Origin of the sequence: Catenulispora subtropica, from assembly GCF_039531675.1 — a bacterium.
GTDB lineage: Bacteria > Actinomycetota > Actinomycetes > Streptomycetales > Catenulisporaceae > Catenulispora > Catenulispora subtropica.
Genome location: NZ_BAAAQM010000056.1, coordinates 1 through 17,914, shown reverse-complemented (window position 1 = coordinate 17,914; position 17,914 = coordinate 1). Strand labels below are relative to the sequence as shown.

18 protein-coding genes are annotated in these 17,914 nt (G+C 70.8%); 12 read left to right on the top strand and 6 right to left on the bottom strand.

Annotated features, from left to right (window positions below; translation table 11 throughout):
- Positions 1–243 precede the first annotated feature (243 nt).
- Both ABD466_RS35085 and ABD466_RS35080 read left to right on the top strand, forming a co-directional pair.
- Positions 244–771: an NUDIX domain-containing protein gene (locus ABD466_RS35085; protein ID WP_344661555.1), complete on the top strand. Its 528-nt coding sequence runs from the start codon at positions 244–246 to the stop codon at positions 769–771.
- Between the two features lie 280 nt (positions 772–1,051).
- The gene (locus tag ABD466_RS35080; RefSeq protein ID WP_344661554.1) at positions 1,052–1,261 is read left to right on the top strand and encodes a cold-shock protein; all 210 of its coding nucleotides are present in this window, start codon (positions 1,052–1,054) and stop codon (positions 1,259–1,261) included.
- A gap of 302 nt (positions 1,262–1,563) precedes the next feature.
- Here ABD466_RS35080 and ABD466_RS35075 read toward each other — a convergent pair whose 3' ends face one another.
- Genes ABD466_RS35075 through ABD466_RS35060 form a run of 4 tightly spaced genes read right to left on the bottom strand, consistent with a single transcriptional unit; the run spans position 1,564 to position 5,597 of the window.
- Positions 1,564–2,406, bottom strand: a complete 843-nt coding sequence (locus tag ABD466_RS35075; protein WP_344661553.1) for a citrate/2-methylcitrate synthase — start codon at positions 2,404–2,406, stop codon at positions 1,564–1,566.
- A gap of 1 nt (position 2,407) precedes the next feature.
- Entirely contained in the window at positions 2,408–3,229 is an 822-nt protein-coding gene (locus ABD466_RS35070) for a CoA-transferase subunit beta (RefSeq protein ID WP_344661552.1), read from the bottom strand.
- Positions 3,226–4,146: a CoA transferase subunit A gene (locus ABD466_RS35065; protein ID WP_344661551.1), complete on the bottom strand. Its 921-nt coding sequence runs from the start codon at positions 4,144–4,146 to the stop codon at positions 3,226–3,228. Before ABD466_RS35065 ends, ABD466_RS35070 begins: the two co-directional genes overlap by 4 nt.
- Entirely contained in the window at positions 4,131–5,597 is a 1,467-nt protein-coding gene (locus ABD466_RS35060) for an aldehyde dehydrogenase family protein (RefSeq protein ID WP_344661550.1), read from the bottom strand. Before ABD466_RS35060 ends, ABD466_RS35065 begins: the two co-directional genes overlap by 16 nt.
- 344 nt (positions 5,598–5,941) lie before the next feature.
- On the opposite strand from ABD466_RS35060, the gene ABD466_RS35055 reads away from it, so the two are divergent.
- The 8 genes from ABD466_RS35055 (at position 5,942) to ABD466_RS35020 (ending at position 15,101) form a co-directional block, all read left to right on the top strand.
- On the top strand, positions 5,942–7,132 hold the full coding sequence (locus tag ABD466_RS35055) for a 2-aminoethylphosphonate ABC transporter substrate-binding protein (RefSeq protein ID WP_344661549.1): 1,191 nt from the start codon (positions 5,942–5,944) through the stop codon (positions 7,130–7,132).
- Positions 7,133–7,239: 107 nt separating this feature from the next.
- Positions 7,240–8,394, top strand: coding sequence for an ABC transporter ATP-binding protein (locus ABD466_RS35050; RefSeq protein WP_344661548.1), 1,155 nt, complete (start codon positions 7,240–7,242; stop codon positions 8,392–8,394).
- The gene (locus ABD466_RS35045) at positions 8,391–9,332 is read left to right on the top strand and encodes a 2-aminoethylphosphonate ABC transporter permease subunit (protein ID WP_344661547.1); all 942 of its coding nucleotides are present in this window, start codon (positions 8,391–8,393) and stop codon (positions 9,330–9,332) included. Before ABD466_RS35050 ends, ABD466_RS35045 begins: the two co-directional genes overlap by 4 nt.
- The gene (locus ABD466_RS35040; RefSeq protein ID WP_344661546.1) at positions 9,313–10,113 is read left to right on the top strand and encodes an ABC transporter permease; all 801 of its coding nucleotides are present in this window, start codon (positions 9,313–9,315) and stop codon (positions 10,111–10,113) included. The genes ABD466_RS35045 and ABD466_RS35040 overlap by 20 nt, the downstream gene beginning before the upstream one ends.
- A gap of 235 nt (positions 10,114–10,348) precedes the next feature.
- Positions 10,349–10,819, top strand: a complete 471-nt coding sequence (locus ABD466_RS35035; protein ID WP_344661545.1) for a GNAT family N-acetyltransferase — start codon at positions 10,349–10,351, stop codon at positions 10,817–10,819.
- 133 nt (positions 10,820–10,952) lie between these two features.
- Positions 10,953–12,686 (top strand): acyl-CoA dehydrogenase family protein, encoded by a 1,734-nt coding sequence (locus ABD466_RS35030; protein WP_344661544.1) that lies wholly within the window; start codon positions 10,953–10,955, stop codon positions 12,684–12,686.
- A gap of 51 nt (positions 12,687–12,737) precedes the next feature.
- The gene (locus ABD466_RS35025) at positions 12,738–14,438 is read left to right on the top strand and encodes an NAD-binding protein (protein ID WP_344661543.1); all 1,701 of its coding nucleotides are present in this window, start codon (positions 12,738–12,740) and stop codon (positions 14,436–14,438) included.
- A 312-nt stretch (positions 14,439–14,750) separates the two neighbouring features.
- On the top strand, positions 14,751–15,101 hold the full coding sequence (locus ABD466_RS35020) for a DUF4190 domain-containing protein (protein WP_344661542.1): 351 nt from the start codon (positions 14,751–14,753) through the stop codon (positions 15,099–15,101).
- 51 nt (positions 15,102–15,152) lie between these two features.
- Here ABD466_RS35020 and ABD466_RS35015 read toward each other — a convergent pair whose 3' ends face one another.
- On the bottom strand, positions 15,153–15,548 hold the full coding sequence (locus ABD466_RS35015) for an SCO5389 family protein (protein WP_344661541.1): 396 nt from the start codon (positions 15,546–15,548) through the stop codon (positions 15,153–15,155).
- Positions 15,549–15,653: 105 nt separating this feature from the next.
- Positions 15,654–16,451 carry a helix-turn-helix transcriptional regulator gene (locus ABD466_RS35010; protein ID WP_344661540.1) on the bottom strand — a complete coding sequence of 266 codons (798 nt, stop codon included), beginning with the start codon at positions 16,449–16,451 and terminating at the stop codon, positions 15,654–15,656.
- Between the two features lie 60 nt (positions 16,452–16,511).
- Between ABD466_RS35010 and ABD466_RS35005 the strand changes: the two genes are divergently transcribed.
- On the top strand, positions 16,512–17,351 hold the full coding sequence (locus ABD466_RS35005; RefSeq protein WP_344661539.1) for an oxidoreductase: 840 nt from the start codon (positions 16,512–16,514) through the stop codon (positions 17,349–17,351).
- Between the two features lie 23 nt (positions 17,352–17,374).
- Complete coding sequence (locus ABD466_RS35000; protein ID WP_344661538.1) at positions 17,375–17,758, top strand: hypothetical protein; 384 nt, start codon at positions 17,375–17,377, stop codon at positions 17,756–17,758.
- The last annotated feature ends 156 nt before the right edge of the window (positions 17,759–17,914 follow it).

The window sequence follows — 17,914 nt, the reverse complement described above, 5'->3', positions numbered from 1 at the left end:
CTGCGGCAGGAGCGGCGATGGAGGCCTCATAGACCCCGTAGCGCCCCAGAACCCGCCGGAGCAGTCTGCTCCACCCTTCCGGCCCCGCCCGCCCGGCACGGTCCCCCTCCAGCCCTCACAGCCCCCCGGGGACGCCCCCGTCCGGCTCCCCGACCGGTGGCCGCTCCCGGCACCTAGCTGGAAACCCCTGCGGCCCAGGACCGGAGCGTCCCGGCTACCGGCGTCGGCGTACGCTGATGAACCATGCCAGTCCACAACTCCCACTGCTCCTACTGCGGCACCGCCTACCCTTCGGGCGCGCCGTGGCCCCGCGTCTGTGCGCACTGCGGCGAGACGACCTGGATCAACCCGCTGCCCGTGGCGCTGGTGATGATGCCGGTGATCGGCCGTGACGGGCGGACCGGGCTGCTGACCGTGCGGCGTGGCATCGAGCCGCAAGTGGGTGAGGTCGGGCTGCCCGGGGGCTTCATCGAGGAGGGGGAGAGCTGGCAGCAGGCCGCGGTGCGCGAGCTGTGGGAGGAGACCGGGCTGCGGGCCGAGGTGGACGAGGTGGAGCTCGCCGACGTGCTGAGCGCCCCCCGGCACGTCATCCTCATCTTCGGGCGGGTCCGGCCGCGGCCGATCGCGGAGCTGGACGGGCTGACGCCGGAGAAGGTGTCCGCGCTGTCGAACGGCGAGACGCAGGAGTTGGTGGTCGTCGAGCGGGCGCAGCCGCTGGCGTTCCCCCTCCACACGGAGATGGCGTACCGCTTCTTCGGCGAGTCGCTCTGAGGCCCGGGGATATCCCCGAGTTGACGCTCAGGAGTCGGGCAAGAGCACGCAAACCGTGATGATCTGTCCGCCACGAGGGTGACGACACGGCCACGGCCTTCAACTTTCACTCGGCGTGATGGCCGATGTGATGCTACCGTGACGCACGGTCGCACTGGGCAGTCGGTTCATGAAGCACATCGGGACTCACTCCAAGCTCGACCGGTATCGGCGCGACAGGCGCGGGTACCCAACCACCGGTCCCGCGGACAGCGGGAGTGATTCCGAGGTAGAACGCAGCATGGCAACTGGCACGGTCAAGTGGTTCAACGGCGAGAAGGGCTACGGCTTCATCGCCCAGGACGGCGGCGGCCCGGACGTCTTCGTCCACTTCTCCGCCATCGAGGGTCAGGGTTACCGGAACCTCGAGGAGAACCAGACGGTCGAGTTCGAGATCACCCAGGGCCCGAAGGGCCCGCAGGCGGAGAAGGTCCGCGCCGTCAACGGCTGATCCCCGAACGCAGGAACAGCGCGACGAAGCCCCCGCGAGCCAGCTCGCGGGGGCTTCGTCATGCCTTGCCGTCAGGTCTTGCCGTCGTGCCTCGTCAGGCCTTGGTGCGGAGGGCTCCGGGATACGCCATCTCGACCCGCATCGCCTCAATGGCGTAGTAGTCGGCCTTGGACACCGATTCCAACAACCGGCGCGCGTCCGGCCCCACGAGCCCAGCACCGCGTAGGGGCGTAAACCATCTCACCAGCCGCAGACCTTCCGCCCGACGCGAGGAGGACGGGCGACCACAGCGTCCTCTCGAACTATCCGACGAGGTCGCCCGGCAGATGACGGTCCGCCGGGCCGTCGTACCAGTCCGGCCCCTGCATCTGCAGCGACAGCGGCTGCACCATGTCCGAGTTCTCCGAGGCGCGCCAGCCCTTCTCCCGCGTCGACTCCTCGATGGAGTGCGCGCACAGCGACAGCGTCCGGCAGGTGATGAACATCGCCTTCATCTCCAGCGGCGAGTAGCCGGCGTCCAAGCCGATGCAGCCCATGGCGCCGGGGCCGTTGATCCACAGCCGGCGGCCGAAGACCTCCTCGGTGGCGTCCTCCATGGCGCGGGCGATGGCGACGTACGTGCCGCTGATCCCCCACTTGTCGCTGAGCTCCAGCAGGCGCACGGTACGCGGGTCCCGGATGTGCTGCGCGTGGTGGAAGCCGGGCATGTTCTCGCGGCGGGCACGCATCTCGCGGACGGTGAGCGCGGCGGCCTCCTCGATGCTGAGGCCCTCGTCCTCGGCGCGCTTCTCCACGCCGATGTACATGGCCGCCGGCCGGTCGGCGGTGCCGTGCAGGCGGCCGATCGCGGCGACGCCGGCCGAGACCGCGCCGTTGAGCTCGGCGCCGCCGGCGGTGGCGAAGCGGACGGTGGCCGAGGACGGGGACATGGCGTGCTCGGCGAGCGAGACCATCATCGCGTTCGTGATCCTCGCCTGCGCCTCGGTCGGCAGCTCGCCCTTCAGCACCAGGAACAGCATCTGGCCGAAGTCCAGGCTGCCGGTGAGCTCGTTGACGTCGTAGCCGCGGACCACGATCCGGTCGCGGTTCTTCCACGCGATATTCGACTTCCAGTGGAAGGGGGTCTTCTCAGTGCTCTCGGCCATCTCAGCGCTTTCCGTTCTTCAGTCGTTCGGGGAAATAGCGGGACTCGGGGTCGAGCACGTCGCGCAGCAGCGCCAGGTGCTCGGCGGAAGGCGCGGCGACCACGCCGAGGGTGTCGGCGACGCGGGGCGTGAAGCCGGTGTTCGCCAGCACCTCCTCGACGGTGGCGCCGGGCATCAGGGCGCTGACGGTGAGTTCGCCCACCGTGTCGTCGCCCTCCATGACGCACAGGTCGGTGACCACCTTCACCCGCACCGGGTTCAGGCCCGCGCGGCGGCGCGCGCCGGGGCCGTCCAGGAAGCCGGGCGAGGTGACGTAGTCGCAGCGTTCGGGGAATCGGCGCTTCTCGTGGCTGGTGAGCACCACGATGGTGGCGCAGTGCGAGGCGATGTCGTTGGCCCCGCCGCTGCCGGGCAGCCGCACCCGGCCGGTGCCGCGCTCGATCCAGGTGGAGTTGATGTTCGCCCGGGCGTCGATCTGCGCGCCGCCGAGGAAGCCGGTGGCGACCAGGCCGCGCTGCACGAACCCGCCGAGCGACTCGATCAGCGAGCCGAGCTTGGACGGCGCGTGCATGATCCGCGGGTCCACCACGGACAGCGGGGTGGGCACCACTTTGGGGAACACCACGCCGGACTCGATGAGCAGCCGGGCGTCCGGCGCGTGCGTGCGCTGCGCCACCAGCCCGGCCAGCAGCGGGAGCCCGGTGCCGGCGATCACGCAGTCGCCGTCGGCGATCTGCCGCGCGCCCTCGAAGACGAGGAGTTCCCGGGGCAGGGCCCCGGGCGGCTCCAGGTGCCCGGGGGCGACGGGTTCGGTGACGGTCACAGCAGTCTCCGCATCTGCTCGGCCATCGCGGTCCGCGCCGAGCCGTCGGGGTCGGTCGCGGCCAGATAGGCGTCGAAATCGGGGTGGGACTCCACGGTCCCGGCGAGGAAGGCGCGCGGGCCCTCGTCACCGGCCTTGGCGATCTTCTGGTAGCCGTCGATGTCCGGTTCGAAGTAGTCGTAGCGGCGGTAGACGCTGGTCGGCCAGGCGCCCCAGGGCTGCTCGACGACCGCGCTGACGTAGGCGCCGGAGATGGTGACGCGCTCCGGCTGGTCGTCGAACGCGCCGGCCGGCAGCACCTCCTCGACCGAGACGATCACGTGCCGGGAGGCGCGGACCATGTCGATCTCGTGGCTGGTGACGCCGTCGATCACGACGTTGCCGTCGGCGTCGGCGGCGTTGGCGTGGATCAGCGAGACGTCCGGCGTACAGGCGCGGACCAGCACCACCGGTTCGCCGCTCCAGGGGTCGGCGGTGACGACCGCGTCGTCCTCCGCGACGAGCCGCTCGAGCACCGAGGAGCCCAGTAGCGAGCGCACCGGCATGAACGGCAGGCCCATGGCGCCGGCCAGGAACCGGGAGGCCATGGACAGGTGCGAGTAGTCGCGCACCGCGATCCGGTTGGCCTCGACGGCGCGGCGCCAGGTGAACAGCGTCCCGAACTTCTCCAGGTTGCCGCTGCCCTGCTCGGTGCGGACCACGAGGCCGGCGGCCACGAGGAAGTCCAGCGGCAGGGACAGGTTGCAGCCCACCACCGTGAGCTCGCCGATGCGCTGCCGCACGACCTCGTGCACCAGCGCCATCGGGCAGCGGTTGATGTTCTGGCCGCCCAGGCCCAGCACCGCGCCCGGTTCGACGAACCGCTCGACGGCCTCGGCCGCCGGCAGGACGAGGGCCTTGGTCAGAAGCTGATGCACGCCGACCGCCATTCGGTGTAGAAGTCCCAGACCTCCGGCGAGCACTCGGGCGCGCCGTACTGGGACTGCTTGGCGCCCATGTGCGGGAGGTGCGCGTAGGCGCCGACGCCGGGCCGGTTCACGTGCAGCATGCCCGCTTCGAAGCGCTCCAGCGCCTCGAAGATGTGCGCCGGGTTCTGCGTGAAGATGGTGCCGGACATGCCGTACTTCACGGAGTTGCTGATGCGCATGGCGTCGTCGAAGCCGTCGCAGTCGATGACCGACAGCACCGGGCCGAAGATCTCCTCCTGGGCGATCTCGCAGTCCCACGGCACGTCGCGCAGCACGGTCGGCTGGACGTAGTACCCGTTCGGGACGCCGTCGGTGAACCGGCCGCCGCCGACCGCGACCTTCGCCCCGGCCTTCTGGGCCTTGGCGACGGCGTCCAGGCAGGCGTTCATCCGGTCCTCGTTCACCACCGGGCAGACCTCCGCGGCGGGGTCGGACGGGTGGCCCACCTTGAGGGCGGCGACCTTCGCGACGACCTTCTCCAGCAGGGCTTCCCTGACCCTGGTGTCCACCACGACGCGCGAGGTGGCCGAGCAGCGCTGCCCGGCCTGGCCGAACGCGCCGAACACGATGGCCGCGGCGGCCTTGTCGAGATCGGCGTCCGCCAGGACCAGCACGGCGTTCTTGCCGCCGAGCTCCAGCTGCGTCTTCATCAGCCGCCCGGCCCCGGCCTGGTGGATGGCCCGGCCGACCGGCAGCGAGCCGGTGAACGATATGCCGGCCACGCGCGGGTCGTTCGTGAGCGCCTCGCCGGGCTCCCGGTCGCCCTGCACCAGGTTCAGCACCCCGGCCGGCAGCCCGGCGTCGGCGAACGCCTGCACCAGCAGCGCCGCGGAATGGGGCGTGAACGGCGAGGGCTTCAGCACGCTGGTACACCCGGCGACCAGCGCCGGCGCGACCTTCCAGATCGGGATGGTCAACGGGAAGTTCCACGGCGTGATCAGCCCGACCACCCCGATCGGCTGCCGGAACGTCATCGCGACGGTCCGCGGCTCCTCGGCGGGCGTGGTGGAGCCGTTGAGCCGGCGCCCCTCCCCCGCGGTGAAGTCGAGGATCGCCATCCCGCGGCGCACCTCGCCGAGCGCCTCCTTGAGGAGCTTGCCCTGCTCGCGGCTGACGGCGTGGGCGAACTCGTCCTCGCGCTCCCCGATGATCCGCTCGGCCCGGCGCACGAACTCCGCGCGCTTGATCGGCCCCAGCGCCCGCCACGCCGGCAGCGCGGCCTCGGCGGCGTCCACCGCGCGCGCCGCGTCGGCGGCGGTGGACTCGGCGAAGTGGCCGACGACGTCGGAGGTGTCGGCCGGGCTCACGTTCGGCCGGGTGCCGCCGGACACGGCCGGGGCCCAGGCGCCGCCGACGAAGTTGCCGAGGTGCTCGGGGCGGACAGGGTGTTGATCAACCATGGTTCCTACCTTGGGGTGAGCGTGCGCTCTCGCCAAGACCGCTCTTCGGCATGGACTGGATAGCGCCCCGCTATGGAGCCCGGTGGGGATGAACAGTGCGTTAACCGACGGGTGACACATGGCGCCGGCCTGCGCTGAAGCGTTCGGCTATGGGCTCCATAGCCGGTAAGGCGGTTGGCCCGTCTGCCTGCGGGCGGAACACTGCGGAGCACGGAAGACCGCCTGCCACGCCATGCCCGGACACGAATGTTCACCAGGCGAACGCCTGTCAGTCACTTGCAGCCGCGAAGGTACGGCTCCGAGTCACACGAAACCCGGAGATATCCAGCCAGAAGGGCACACCCATGTCGCAAGTACTGTCCCGCCGCCTCGGCGCGCTCCTCGCCGTCGGGGGGCTGACGCTGACCGGACTGACGGCTTGCTCCTCTTCCAAGTCCGCCAGCGCGGCCGGCTCAGCCGGCTCGGCCGGCGGGACCACCCCGGCCGCCGCCCCGGCCGCCTCGTGCCCGGCCCTGGGCGCCGCCGCCCCGACCGACGCGCCCAAGGCCGACGGCTCCGGCGGCGAGGTGACCATCTACAGCGCCGACGGCCTGTACGACACCAAGGACGACAACAACTGGTACAACGCCGAGTTCAAGAAGTTCACCGCGCTGACCGGCATCCACGTCAACTACTCCGAGGACGGCTCGGGCGGCGTGGAGGCCAAGGTCGACTCGGAGAAGGCGAACCCGAAGGCGGACGTCATCGTCACGCTGCCGCCGTTCATCCAGAAGGCGCAGGCCTCCGGCCTGCTGCAGGCCTACAGCCCGGCCTGTGTGGACAAGGTCGACCCGTCGCTGGTGGACAAGAGCGGCCAGTGGGAAGCCGTCATGGGCAACTACCTGTCCTTCATCTACAACACCAAGCAGCTGCCCGACGGCCCGCCGAAGACCTGGAACGACCTGCTCGACCCGAAGTTCGCCAAGAAGCTGCAGTACTCCACGCCGGGTGTGGCCGGTGACGGCACCGCGGTGATGATCAAGGCGATCCACGACTTCGGCAGCCGGGACGCGGCCTGGGACTACTTCAAGAAGCTGCAGGCGAACAACGTCGGCCCGTCCAAGTCCACCGGCAAGCTGGAGTCCAAGGTCAACACCGGCGACCTGCTGGTGGCCAACGGAGACGTCCAGATGAACTACGTGGACAGCAAGACCCAGTACCCGAACACCAAGATCTTCTTCCTGGCCGGCGCCGACGGCAAGCCCACCACCTTCTCCCTGCCCTACATGGCCGGGCTGGTCAAGGGCGCGCCGCACGCCGACAACGGCAAGAAGCTGATCGACTTCCTGCTCTCCGAGCAGGCCCAGCTGGACGCCTCGAAGATCGCGTACGGCTTCCCGGCGCGCACCGACGTCAAGCCCGCCGACGACAACTTCGCGTCCATCAGCGGCCTGCTGCAGGGCGTGACGGTCTTCCCGGTCGACTGGAACGACGTGGCCAAGAACTACAACAGCGACGTCAAGGCCTGGGACGAGGCCACCGGCACCCCGAGCTGACCGTGACCCCGCACGACGACTAGCACCGCCAGGTGTCCCGCTCCGACACACGGGGCGGGGCACCTACCCGTGTTTCCGTACGCACCCCGAACCGCACAGGAGTGATCATGACCGAAGCCGAAGCCGAAGCAGGCCGGCCGGACCGACGATCAGCGAGCCCCCGAGGCGGCGGCATCCGCTTCGACGACGTGACCGTCGCCTACAACGGCACCGTCGTGCTCGACTCCTTCTCGCTGGAGGTCGCGCCGGGCGAGGTGGTGGCGCTGCTCGGCCCGTCCGGCTCGGGCAAGACCACGGCGTTGCGCGCGGTCGCCGGGTTCGTGCGGCCGGCCTCCGGCCGGGTCCATGCCGGCGGCCGGGACGTCACCGACCTGCCGCCGTACAAGCGCGGCCTGGGCATGGTGGTGCAGCAGTACGCACTGTTCCCTCACATGCGCGTGGAGCAGAACGTGGCGTTCGGGCTCAAGGCCCAGAAGGTCGCCAAGTCCCTGATCCCGGAACGGGTCGCCGAAGCCCTGCGGATGACCGGCATGTCCCAGTACGCCAAGCGCTACCCGCGCGAACTGTCCGGCGGACAGCAGCAGCGGGTCGCGATCGCCCGCGCGCTGGCCATCCAGCCCTCGGTGCTGCTCCTGGACGAGCCGCTGTCGGCCCTGGACGCGCAGCTGCGCAGCGGGATGCTGGCCGAACTCGCGCGGCTGCACCGGGAGCTGCCCGATGTCAGCATCCTGTATGTCACCCACGACCAGATCGAGGCGCTCACGCTGGCCGACCGGATCGCGGTGATGAACGACGCCCGCCTGGTCGAGGTGGGCACGGCGCGCGAGCTGTACAAGCGGCCCGGCACCGAGTTCGCCGCCGGGTTCGTCGGCAACTCCAACCTGCTGCCGGTCGAAGTCACCGCATGCGCGCCGCACGCCGACGGCTCGTTCCGGGCCACGGTGCGGATCGCCGAGGGCGCCGATCCGGTGGTGGCGAGCTGCGCCGAGGCCGCCGCGGCCGGCGAGGAGCGGGTCCTGTGCCTGCGGCCGCACCTCGTGGACCTGGCCGCCGCCGACCACCACGACAACGCCTTCGCCGGCAAGGTGACCGAGGTCCAGTGGCGCGGCTCCGCGCACCGCGTGTTCGCCGAGGTGCACGGCCACGAGGTCCGGATCGACACCACCGAGCTGCGGAACCCGCCGGGCATCGGCGACGAGGTGTGGCTGCACTTCTCGGCCGAGGACGCGGTGCTGATACCCGCGCAGGGCGGCGCGCGATGAGCGCCGTCACCGAGCTTCCGCCGACTGCGCCGGTCACGCCGGGTGCCCGGCCGACCGGCCCCGCGCCGAAGAAGCGCCCGGCGACAGCGTGGCTGTGGTCCACTCCCCCGGTTCTGCTGCTGGCCGCGGCGTTCCTCTATCCGCTGTACCTCGTGGTGAAGCAGGCGTTCGAGGGCAGCCCGCCGGACCCGGCGAACCCGTTCAAGGTCACGACGTCGTTCTCGGACACGGTGAAGGACCCCGGCACGCGCACCGTCGTGAAGAACACCATCGAGATGGCGGTGTACTCCACGTCCGGCTGTCTGGTGCTCGGCTTCCTGCTGGCGCTCATCATCGCCTTCGTGCCGTTCCCGGGCTCGCGCGCGGTGTCACGGTTCGTCGACGTGTTCCTGTCGTTCCCGTCGTTCCTGATCACCGTGTCCATCATGTTCCTGTACGGCCGGGTCGGAATGGTGAACCACATCGCCTCCTCGCTCACCGGCGGCGCCCACGACACGCCGGTCGACTTCATCGAGTACTCGCCGTGGGGCATCTGGCTGGCCGAGCTGATCTACTTCACGCCGTTCGTGATGCGCCCGCTGCTGACCGCCTTCTCCCAGCTGGACTCCGGGCAGCTGGAGGTCGCCGCGTCGCTCGGTGCGCGGGCCGGCCGCGTGGTGTGGCAGGTGATCCTGCCCGAGGCCCTGCCCGCCCTGTTCGCCGGCGGCTCCCTGGTCCTGATGCTGACCATGAACGAGTACGGCATCGTGTCGTTCACGGGCGCCAAGTACCAGACGCTGCCCGTCCTGATCGAGAACTTCGCCAAGGAGCAGACCAACTACGCCGGAGCCTGCGCTCTGGCGGTCGTCAACGTCGTGCTGTCGCTGGCGCTGTTCGCCGGCTACCGCGTGCTCCTCGCCCGGATGTCTGGAGGCCGTCGTGCTGCTCTACACGCGTAGGGCCCAGAGGATCGCGTGGGCGGTCTTCGGGTTCTTCTTCCTGCTGCTGTTCGTGCTGCCGTTCGGCGTGCTGGTGCTGGCGGCGTTCACGCGGCAGTGGAACGGGGCGTTCCCGTCGTCGTACACGTTCTCCAACATCACCGCGGCCTTCCACAAGGACCCGCTGGACGGTCTGGAGACGTCGCTGATCACGGCCACGGCGTCGAGCCTCGTCGCGCTGGCCCTGGGCACCTGGGCCGCGCTGGCCCTGGACGCGGTCCGCCACCGCGTCGGCAAGACCCTGATCCAGACGGTGTTCATGCTTCCGGTGGCCGTGCCGTCGGTCGTGGTGGGCCTGGCGCTGCTGGTGGCCTTCTCCCAGGGCCCGGTGTTGCTGAACGGCACCAACACGATCGTCGTGATGGCGCACGCGATCCTGGTGACGGCCTACGCGTTCCAACAGGTCTCGGCCGCGGTGACGCGTCTGGACCCGGCCTACGAGCAGGCCGCGGCCTCGCTCGGCGCGCGGCCGTACTACACGCTGCTGCGCGTGAAGCTGCCGTTGCTGCTGCCGGCGCTGACCGGATCACTGGCCTTGTGCTTCGCGCTGTCCATGGGTGAACTGGGCGCGACCGCGATGGTCTACTCGGCCGACTGGACCACGCTCCCGTTGCGCATCTACGCCCTCGACGACCGCGGCCACCAGTTCGTCGCGGCGGCCGTGACCACGGTGATGATGACCATCACGCTGGCGGTGCTGCTGGTGATCTCGAAAATCCGGACGCGCGCGAACTACCGGTGATCTAGCGTCCCGCGCCGGGAATCCGCCGCGGAAATCAACGCCAGGAACGATCCTGGCGGCGCCGGTGCCTTGACCGCTGCGCGGCCAAGCTGAACAGCCACGACCAACCAGGTCGAGGCAGTTCATCCGGCTTGCCAGGCCCGCCCCTGACGCCGATTTCCATCACCTTCCCGACGCATCCTCACCTTCGCCCGGGGCGACGGATTCCCGGCGCGGGACGCTAGCCTTCGTGCTCATGAACGATGGCGAAGCGCCCGGGATCCGGCTCGCGACCCCGGCCGACGCGGCCGCGGTCGCCCGGATCCACATGGACGCGCGCGCGGCGGCGATGCCGTTCCTGCCCGTGGCGCAGAGCCGCCCGCACAACGAGGTCACCCGGTGGGTCGAGGACGTCGTGCTCACCGAGTGCCGGGTCTGGGTGTATGCCCAGGGCGATGAGGTGCTCGGGTACGCCGCCCTCGAAGGCGACATGCTGGAACACCTCTACCTGCGGCCGGACGTCCGCCGTCGGGGCATCGGGACGTTGTTGCTCGACACGGTCAAGCGGCACAGTCCCGGTGGCCTGTCCCTGTGGGTGTTCCAGGAGAACGCCGACGCCCGGGCCTTCTACGAGCGCCACGGCTTCGCCGTCGTCGAGGCCACCGACGGTCGCGACAACATGGAGCGGCTTCCCGACTTCCTCATGCGATGGACCCCCGGCGGCTGACCGGGCGGCCGGCTGACCCGGGCGGCCGGTCGGCTGGTCAGCCGGTCGGCCGGTCGGCCGGTCAGCCGGCGACACCCAGTGTCCCGGCTCACACCTGCCGGTCCGCCAAGTTACCCGCTGGTAGCATCACGCCATGACTCACGACCCGGCCGCGCTGTTCAACCCGCGCACGTTCGACCCCTCGCAGTTCGACGAGGAGACCCAGCGGCTGCTCAACGCCGTCATCGACTGGTTCGAGGGGCGGGGGAAGCAGCGGCTCATCGCTGAGGACCTGGACCGGGTCTGGTACGCCGACTTCCTGGAGTTCGCGGCCGAGGAGAAGCTGTTCGCGACCTTCCAGACGCCGGCGGCGAACGCCTTCGGATCCGCCGCGGCCGACCAGCGCTGGGACACCGCGCGCAACGCGGCGCTCAGCGAGATCCTCGGCTTCTACGGCCTGCCGTACTGGTACACGTGGCAGGTGACCGTCCTCGGGCTCGGGCCGGTGTGGATGAGCGGGAACGCCGCCGCCCGGGAGCGTGCGGCGCGGCTTCTGGACGAGGGTCACGTCTTCGCCTTCGGCCTTTCCGAGAAGGAGCACGGCGCCGACGTCTACAGCACCGACATGATCCTCACTCCCGACGGCGACGGCGGTTACACCGCCACCGGCGGCAAGTACTACATCGGCAACGGCAACGTGGCCGGCCTGGTCTCGGTCTTCGGCCGCCGGGCCGACGTCGAGGGGCCGGACGGCTACGTCTTCTTCGCCGTCGACAGCCCCCACGAGAAGTTCGAGCTGGTGCAGAACGTCGTCGACTCGCAGATGTTCGTCAGCGAGTTCACGCTGAACGCCTACCCGGTCACCGAGGCCGACATCCTGCACACCGGCGCCGACGCCTTCAGCGCCGCCCTGAACACGGTGAACATCGGCAAGTTCAACCTGTGCACGGCCTCCGTCGGCATCGCGGAGCACTCGTTCTACGAGGCGATCACCCATGCCCACAACCGCATCCTCTACGGCCACCCGGTCACCGACTTCGGCCACGTCCGCGCGTCCTTCGTCGACGCCTACGCGCGCCTGGTCGCCATGAAGCTGTTCAGCGCCCGCGCCGTGGACTACTTCCGCAGCGCCGGTCCGGACGACCGCCGTTACCTGCTGTTCAACCCGATCACCAAGATGAAGGTGACGTCCGAGGGCGAGCGGGTCGTCGACCTGCTGTGGGACGTGATCGCGGCCCGCGGCTTCGAGAAGGACACCTACTTCAACGGCGCCACCCACTACATCAGGGCCCTGCCGAAGCTGGAGGGCACGGTCCACGTGAACCTCGCGCTGGTGCTGAAGTTCATGCCGAACTACCTGTTCAACCCTCAGGACTACCCCGAAGTCCCGACCCGCACGGACGCCGCCGACGACGCCTTCCTGTTCCGGCAGGGCCCGGCGCGCGGTCTGGGCAAGGTGCGGTTCCACGACTGGCGCGCCGCCTACCGGCAGGCCGCGGCGGTCCCGAACGTCGCGCGCTTCACCGAGCAGGCCGAGGCGCTGACGCGGTTCCTGGCCACCTGCCCGCCGGACGAGGCGCAGCAGAAGGACCTCGACTTCCTGCTCAACGTCGGCCACCTGTTCACCCTGGTGGTCTACGGCCAGCTGGTGCTGGAGCAGGCCCGCCTGACCGGACTGGCCGATGAAGTCGTGGACCAGATCTTCGACTTCCTGATCCGCGACTTCTCCGAGTACGCCGTCGCCCTGCACGGCAAGCCGTCCTCGACCCCGGCGCAGCAGGAGTGGGCGCTGGGCGCGATCCGCAAGCCGGTCGTGGACGAGGAACGCTTCAGCCGGATCTGGGAGCGGGTGGCGCAGTTGTCCGGTGCTTACGAGATGCGCCCCTGACGAAGGCCCCCTGGCCGCCGTGCGTTAACCCACGGCGGCTAGCCTTCGTGCATGTCAGACCACTTCATCGTGGTGGGGGGAAACGCTCTGGCGTACCGCCTGGCGGTCGAACTCACGGAGCAGTACGACGCGAACGCGGCGGCGATCGTGCCGGCCGAGGAGACGCCGTACACCGTGCAGATCGCCAGGGCGGTCGGCACCGGGAACGCCGTCATCAGCGCGCACGTGACCGAGGAAGCCCTGCGCGAGGCCGGCATCGACCGCGCCCGGGCCATCGCCTTCGTCGACGGGGACGACCGGACGAACATCCACGCCGCCATGCGGGCCGCGGCCCTGAAACCGGGCATCGGCATCGTGATCCGCATGTTCAACCAGCGGCTGGGCCGGCACATCGCTCAGCTGGTCGCCGACTGCACCGTCCTGTCGGCCTCCGCGACCGCCGCCCCGGCCTTCGTCAACGCCGCCCTGCGACGCCCGCACACGGTCACCGCGGGCGGGCGGTCCCTGTGGATCGCCATGGGCCCGGACATCGACATGCGCCAGACGCCGTTCCTGGTCGCCGACGACGTCGACCGCGACCGGCCGAAGAAGATCAAGATGCTGCCCGCCACCGCCGCGCGCAGCCGCGCCCAGGAGTGGATGGCGCTGCAGGAACGCTCCCCACGGCACGCCGCCCTGCAGTTCCTCGACATCTCCCACACCGACTCGGCGGGGAACCAGGCCCCGGCCATGACCCGCCTGCTCTGGCGCGCCGCCGACGCACTGCGCTTCTTCACCAGCGCCAAACTCCGCACCGTCCTGATCGTCGCGGTGCTCACCCTGCTGGTGGCGTTCACCGGCATCTGGCTGCTGGCCCGGCCGCTCGGCTGGGCGCTGTACCAGAGCCTGCTGGACGTCGCGGGCTCCGCGGTCCCGGACGTGTACGGACAGCCCAGCGCGGTCGGCGGGAGCTGGCAGCGGGTGTTCCAAGTGGCGCTCACGCTGTCCGGCGTGGTGCTGATGCCGGTGGTGACGGCGGTCTTCGTCGAGGGCACGGCCGCACGCCGCAACGTCCGCACCCGGCAGCCGAGCGCGGGGCTGCGCGGCCACGTGGTGGTGGTCGGTCTCGGCAACGCCGGCACCCGGGTCACGACGCTGTTCCACGCCCTGGGCGTCCCGGTGGTCGGCGTCGAGCGCGATCCGGAGGCCCGCGGCATGGCCGCCGCCCGCGGCCTGGACGTCCCGGTGGTGACCGGCGACCGGCCGATCGACGACGCCCTGCGCCGGGCGCAGATCGCGCGGGCCCGCGCCGTGGTGGCGGTGACCGGCGACGACGTGGCGAATCTGGAGGCGGCCCTGGAGGCCCGGGCCATCAACCCGGACGTCCGGGTGGTGGTGCGGCTGTTCGACGACGACTTCGCGTCGCACGTGTACAAGGAGTTCGGCAACACGGCCTCACGCTCGGTGTCGTACCTGGCGGCCCCGGCGTTCGCGGCGGCGATGATGGGCCGCGAGGTGCTGGGGACGCTGTCCGTGTTCCGCCACGTCCTGCTCATCGCCGAGGTCGCGGTGGAAGCCGGCTCGGAGCTGGTCGGCGTCGCACAGCGGGAGCTGGACCGGGCGGGGCTGACCCGCGTGCTGGCGGTGCGGCGGAGCGGGAGCCGGGAGTTCGACTGGTCGGGCGCCGACCGGGGCCGGAGGCTGACGGCGGGCGATCTGCTGATCGTGGCGGCGACGCGGGCCGGACTCGGGGGATTGCTGAAGCCCGCGTAGGGCATGGTCACAGGGGACGACGGGCGGAATACTGGGCGGGTTCGGGAGCGGGCGGCCGGCGGGTCATGGGGAGGCAGAGCGCTGATGAGCTACGACGCTGAAGGTGGACCGGGGTACGGCGACCGGGTGCCCGGCCATGGTCAGGACCCTTATTCGCAAGGCGATCCGTGGAGCACCCCGATCAGCGACGTCCCGCCCACGGCACCGGGCTTCCCGGCCGCACAGTACCCCTCGCCCGGACCGGGGCCGATGCCGACCGGACCGGGACCGATGCCGCCTGGACCGGGGCTAATGCCGCCTGGACCGGGGCCGATGCCGCCTGGACCGTCCGGATTTCCCCCGTACGGACCACAGCCCGGCTACGGCCCGCCCGGCTACCCGCCCTACTACGGGCCGCCGGGATTGGCCCGCAAGACGAACGGCATGGCGGTGGCCGGGATGGTGCTCGGGATCGTCAGCCTGGTGTTCTTCTGGGTCTGGTTCGCCGCGCCGGTCGTCGCGCTGCTGGGGATCATCTTCAGCGCGGTCGGGATCTCGCAGTGCAACCGCATGGGCCAGGACGGCAAGGGCATGGCCGTGGCCGGGCTGGTGTGCTCGCTGATCTCCGCCGCGTTCTGGACGCTGCTGATCATCGCGGTCCTCCACTCCTTCAGCGAGGTCTGAGCACGGCACCGGCCCCGGGGCGGGACCGCCGCCCCGAGGCTTCCCGCGACTTCAGCAGTCGCGGAACTCAGGGGACTGGTTCAGGACCTGCGCGCGCTCGGAGATGAACCCGCGGTGCGTCTGCGAACCGGCGGCCTCCGGCCGGAAGACCGCGACGCGATGGCAGTTCTGGAACGCGAGCTTCACACCGAAGCGCCGCTCCAGGCTGCCGCGGATCGCGTCCGAGGCCAGGGCGCGCAGCAGCTGCCCGCGCTCGGCCTCGGTGGGACCGTGCACGTTGTCGGCGAACTCCCGGGCCGGGTCACCGGACTCCAGGTCCGCGGCCAGCTTCTCGACCAGGGCGTAGGCGTAGGGCAGGGATGCCGCGACCGTGGCGGCGAAGTCCTCCGCGTCCACCTCGCCGACCTCGGCCTGGCGCAGCAGGGTCGGCGCGACGTCCAGGGACATGCGGGTCCTCCTTCTCTCGGTCCACTCCGGACAGTTTTCGACAATGAATGTCGTTTTCAACAGCCGAGCGTAGACCGCCCCCGGGACCGTCGGGCTCCTCTGCCCTCACACCGGCGTGTCGCGCGCATTGAACAACACGGCGAGCTGCGTCCGGCTGGCGCAGGAGGTGGCGGCGAGGACCCGCGTCAGGTGTTTCTTCACGGTGTCCACGCCGATGAACAGGCGGCCGGCGATCTGGCGGTTGGTCAGTCCCTGCGCGGCGAGGTCGGCGACGTCCCACTCCCGGGGCGTGAGCTGCCACTCGTTGCGCGCGGCCCGGGCCCGGTGCCGGGCCAGCTGCTCGACCGCCAGCGGCGCGAGGTGGCGGCGCAGGACGCGGAGCACGGCCAGGTCGCGGTCCGGGACGCGCGGGACGCCGTCCCGCACCGCCACGCTGACCAGCAGCACGCCGGACGGCCCGGCCTCGATGAGCATCGCGGCCTTGTCGGTGATGCCGTGCGGCCGCAGGTACTGGCGCACGAAACGGGAGTCGGCGGCGACGTCGCCGAGGCGCAGCACGCCGACGGCGGCCAGCTGGGCCAGGACTTCCTCGGACCGGAAGGGATCCTCGACGATCCAGCCGTCGGCGTAGCGCGCCATGAACTCGGCCGAGTAGCCGGACTGCACGCCGCAGCCGTGCTGAAGGGCGTCGGCCGCGGTGTCGCCGTGCAGGACCGTGACACCCAGGAAGCCGAACCAGCTCTTCAGCGCGCGCACCAGCCGCTCGCGGAACTCGGCCAGGTCGGTGGACTGATCCACGGCTTCCACCACCCCCACCGCGCGCCGGTAGTCCTCGGGACTCAGCGGCTCGTCGGCGGGCAGCGGCCGCGGCTTCGGCGCGGGTCCGGGCAGCGCGATGGTCACCCTCCGATGTTCCACCTTCGGGCCATACCGGGGCCACCCGCGGCCGCCGACGATGGAGTCATGAACGAGAACTCCTCCGCGGCGCCCCGCCGCTGGTTCATCACCGGCGCGAACAGCGGTTTCGGTCTGGCCTTCGCCCACGCCGCACTGGCCGCCGGCGACGAGGTGGTCGCCGCGGCCCGGCGGCCGGAGACGCTGGCCGGACTGGCCGCCGCGCACCCCGGCCGCGTGACGGTCGTGGAACTCGACGTGCGCGACGCCGACGGACGGACCCGCGCGATCGAGGCCGCGGGCCGCATAGACGTCCTGGTGAACAACGCCGGCTACGGGATCCTCGGCGCCTTCGAAGAGATCAACGACGCAGAGTTGCGCGACGCGTTCGAGGTGATGTTCTTCGGCGCTGTCGCGCTGACCCGGCAGGTGCTCCCCCAGATGCGGGCCCGCCGCAGCGGGACGATCGTGCAGATCAGCAGCATGGGCGGTCTGCTGTCGTTCCCCGGCGTCGGTTCCTACAGCGCGGCGAAGGGCGCCCTGGAGCTGGCGAGCGAGGCCCTCGCCGCGGAGGTCGCGCCACTGGGCGTCAAGGTTCTGATCGTCGAGCCGGGCGCGTTCCGCACCGGCTTCGCCGCCCCGTCCGCGCTCCGGCCGGCCGCGTCGCGCATCGCCGACTACGCATCCACGTCGGGCGCGACCCGCGAGACCCTGGCGAACTCGCACGGCTCGCAGGAAGGCGACCCCGCCAAGGCGGCAGCCGCCGTGCTGGAAGTCCTCGACTGGCCGGAACCGCCGCTGCGCCTGGCGCTGGGCGACGATGCCGTGGACGCCATCCGGGCGAAGCTGGCGGCGGTGAGTGCCGATCTCGACGCGACGGAGAGGCTGGGGCGCGGGATGGGGGTGTAGGGGTCTCGGTTGGGTGGTGGTCGGTGCTCGTGGGTCAGCGCTCGTGGTCGGTGCTGGCGGTCGGTGCTGGCGGTCGGTGCTGGCGGTCGGTGCTGGCGGTCGGCGCTGGCGGTCGGCGCTGGCGGTCGGCGCTGGCGGTCGGCGCTGGCCGTCGGTCGGCGCTGGCGGTCGGTGCTCGCTCGTCGGCGCTGGCGGTCGGTGCTCGCTCGTCGGCGCTGGCGGCCAGTGCTCACTCGTCGGCGCTGGCGGTCGCGGTCGCGATCGCGATCGCGATCGCGATGGCAGGATCGCTGGTGGCTGGTTGTCGGGTCGCGGTGATAGGGCGGCGGTTCACCTGTGGGTTGAAAGGCATTATTACGACCTTCGGCCATGGTGTTGAAAGCTCGCTGGAAGTCGCAGTTCACTGATTCTCATCTGGTCGCAAAGGCGACTGCCGGTCGTGGCCTGCGGCCCCTACACAGGATGAGCGACCATGTCGCGGCTCGCGGGCTGGAAAGTCAAAAGCAATGCCTCCGGCGGGCCTCGGCTCCGGGGGATCACCAACCCCCCGCGCGGGCTGCGGT

Coding starts and splice junctions, on each gene's coding strand:
- ABD466_RS35035 (WP_344661545.1), top strand. CDS start 10,349: ATGAACGATGGCGAAGCGCCCGGGATCCGGCTCGCGACCCCGGCCGAC.
- ABD466_RS35015 (WP_344661541.1), bottom strand. CDS start 15,548: ATGTCCCTGGACGTCGCGCCGACCCTGCTGCGCCAGGCCGAGGTCGGC.
- ABD466_RS35005 (WP_344661539.1), top strand. CDS start 16,512: ATGAACGAGAACTCCTCCGCGGCGCCCCGCCGCTGGTTCATCACCGGC.
- ABD466_RS35020 (WP_344661542.1), top strand. CDS start 14,751: ATGCCGCCTGGACCGTCCGGATTTCCCCCGTACGGACCACAGCCCGGC.
- ABD466_RS35045 (WP_344661547.1), top strand. CDS start 8,391: ATGAGCGCCGTCACCGAGCTTCCGCCGACTGCGCCGGTCACGCCGGGT.
- ABD466_RS35080 (WP_344661554.1), top strand. CDS start 1,052: ATGGCAACTGGCACGGTCAAGTGGTTCAACGGCGAGAAGGGCTACGGC.
- ABD466_RS35085 (WP_344661555.1), top strand. CDS start 244: ATGCCAGTCCACAACTCCCACTGCTCCTACTGCGGCACCGCCTACCCT.
- ABD466_RS35050 (WP_344661548.1), top strand. CDS start 7,240: ATGACCGAAGCCGAAGCCGAAGCAGGCCGGCCGGACCGACGATCAGCG.
- ABD466_RS35025 (WP_344661543.1), top strand. CDS start 12,738: ATGTCAGACCACTTCATCGTGGTGGGGGGAAACGCTCTGGCGTACCGC.
- ABD466_RS35030 (WP_344661544.1), top strand. CDS start 10,953: ATGACTCACGACCCGGCCGCGCTGTTCAACCCGCGCACGTTCGACCCC.
- ABD466_RS35055 (WP_344661549.1), top strand. CDS start 5,942: ATGTCGCAAGTACTGTCCCGCCGCCTCGGCGCGCTCCTCGCCGTCGGG.
- ABD466_RS35075 (WP_344661553.1), bottom strand. CDS start 2,406: ATGGCCGAGAGCACTGAGAAGACCCCCTTCCACTGGAAGTCGAATATC.
- ABD466_RS35060 (WP_344661550.1), bottom strand. CDS start 5,597: ATGGTTGATCAACACCCTGTCCGCCCCGAGCACCTCGGCAACTTCGTC.